This window comes from Microbacterium sp. Leaf351 (genome assembly GCF_001423825.1).
GTDB lineage: Bacteria > Actinomycetota > Actinomycetes > Actinomycetales > Microbacteriaceae > Microbacterium > Microbacterium ginsengisoli.
Genome location: NZ_LMPK01000033.1, coordinates 298,809 through 300,803, shown reverse-complemented (window position 1 = coordinate 300,803; position 1,995 = coordinate 298,809). Strand labels below are relative to the sequence as shown.

At 72.1% G+C, this 1,995-nt stretch carries 3 protein-coding genes; 1 reads left to right on the top strand and 2 read right to left on the bottom strand.

The window, feature by feature from the left end; translation table 11 throughout:
* Positions 1-163 precede the first annotated feature (163 nt).
* Together ASG00_RS09770 and ASG00_RS09765 are read right to left on the bottom strand one after the other, a co-directional pair.
* Positions 164-586 carry a DUF1801 domain-containing protein gene (locus ASG00_RS09770; RefSeq protein ID WP_056209043.1) on the bottom strand — a complete coding sequence of 141 codons (423 nt, stop codon included), beginning with the start codon at positions 584-586 and terminating at the stop codon, positions 164-166.
* A 49-nt stretch (positions 587-635) separates the two neighbouring features.
* A complete protein-coding gene (locus ASG00_RS09765; RefSeq protein ID WP_200930902.1) occupies positions 636-1,397 on the bottom strand; it encodes an SGNH/GDSL hydrolase family protein in 762 nt (253 codons plus the stop codon).
* A gap of 40 nt (positions 1,398-1,437) precedes the next feature.
* Here ASG00_RS09765 and ASG00_RS17980 point away from each other — a divergent pair.
* The coding region (locus tag ASG00_RS17980; protein WP_235559478.1) for an MFS transporter at positions 1,438-1,995 on the top strand (558 nt) is incomplete at its 3' end.

The following is a 1,995-nucleotide window of genomic DNA, read 5'->3' as shown; positions in this document are numbered from 1 at the left end:
CCCGCATCCAGCCGATAACTCGGTGCCGAGCCGGAGGCGGGGGCGTCGAGCAGCGACATGGCGGTCCTCCGGAGGGTCAGCGTCGGCGTCGTCGCCGCGTGGGGGCGACGCTACGCCCGCTCCCCCGCGTCCGCCCCCGGGCGGGCCGTGAGAAAGCGCCTCGTCAGGCGGATGCCCCGCCGGCGCCGTGGATCGCCGACCCCGCCTTCACCCGATCCGACGCCGTCGTGATGATGTCGATGAGCAGGTCAAGATCGATGTCGGCAAGGCTCTTGAGGTAGAGGCATCCCTTCCCCGCCCGGTACGCGCCGAGGCGCGCGAGCGCGTCCGCGTGCGCGTCGAGACCGTCGGGCACGTAGACGACGAGCGTCGACGCGCGGGCGGCGAAGCCTGCGGCCGGTGCATCCCCTTCGCGTCCGCTCGCGTAGCGGTAGTGGTAGCTGCCGAACGCGATGATGCTGCTCCCCCAGACCGTGGCGGGCTCCCCCGTCGCGCGGGCGAACCTCTCCAGGAGGAGGCGCGCATCGGCTCGGCGTGTCGCGACGGGGATCGCGGCGATGAGATCGTCGGGACTGAGGGCGCTCATGACGAGAGTCTGGCGCAGGGCGCGTGTGGCCGTCGAGCCAGGGTCGCGCTCACGACGACGGTGAGACCAGCACCCAGGTGCCGGCCTTCGCGACGCGGCCGTCGCCCGACGACGTGCCGGTGAGGCGGCGCTTCACCCATGGCACGACGTGGGCGCGGTAGTACGCCCAGCCGCCGGGGCCGGAGGGGGCCGCGGCATCCGGAAGCGACCACCACTCCCGCGGCGCCTCGAGCCCGACGCTCTCGATGACCCGCGCGGCGACACGGTGATGACCCCGCGCGTTCATGTGCAGGCGGTCGTCGGACCAGTAGTCGGGCCCGGCGAGTTCGCGGTCCGGCCAGTTGTAGGCCCGGATGATGTCCGGGCGGTCCGCGACGATCTCCTCGACCGCGCGCGACAGCTCGTCGCCGCGCCGTTGGATGAGACTCGACATCGGCAGCCTCGCCGACGGGTTCGCCCCCGACAGCAGGATCAGCTGCACGCCCTCCTCGTCGCACCGCCGGATGACGTGGCGGAACGCGTCGACGATCGAGGGGATGCCGGTGCGCGGTCTCAGCATGTCGTTGCCGCCGCCGTTGAACGACAGGTGCGTGGGGCGCAGAGCGAGCGCGGGCTCGAGCTGCTGCTCGACGATCGGCCAGACGAGCTTCCCGCGTATGGCGAGGTTGGCATATTCGATCGGCTCCCCCGCCGCATGCGCCCAGCCGGCGGCCGTGAGGTCCGCCCAGCCGCGCACCGACCCGTCGTCGAGCTCATCGCCCACGCCTTCGGTGAACGAGTCCCCGATCGCCACATATCGCACGGATGCCACGCGCTCACCCTACGCCGCCGCGGAAGGCGCGCGGACTACGCTGGGACGAGTGAACCCCCTCGCCCCCGTCGCCCCGAGCTGGCGGGCGTGGCTCATCTGGGGAGTCGGCGTCGCGGCCTATCTGCTGTCGGTCACCAACCGCACCTCGCTCGCCGCGGTCGGCGTCGACACGGCGGCGCGGTTCCACGCCGACGCGTCGACCCTCGCGATGTTCGCGGTGCTGCAATTGGGCGTCTACGGCGGCATGCAGGTGCCGATCGGCGTGCTGCTCGACCGCTTCGGCGCGCGCCCCATCATCGCGATCGGGATGCTCCTCATGGCCGCCGGGCAGCTGGTGATGGCGTTCTCCCCCAACGTCGGCATCGCAATCGCCGCCCGCATGCTCATCGGCGCCGGCGACGCGGCCATCTTCCCGAGCATCCTGCGCGTGGTCGCCGTATGGTTCCCGGCACAACGAGCCCCCGTGATGATGCAGCTCACCGGCATCGTCGGACAGGCCGGTCAGCTGCTGGCGATCCTCCCCCTCGCGGCGCTGCTGCACGCGACCTCCTGGACGATCGCGTTCTCGAGCCTCGCCTCCCTCTGCGTGCTCTTCGCG

What these genes read in the sequence shown, in the direction of transcription:
- ASG00_RS09770 (WP_056209043.1), bottom strand. Translation starts at nt 586, where the DNA reads ATGAGCGCCCTCAGTCCCGACGATCTCATCGCCGCGATCCCCGTCGCG.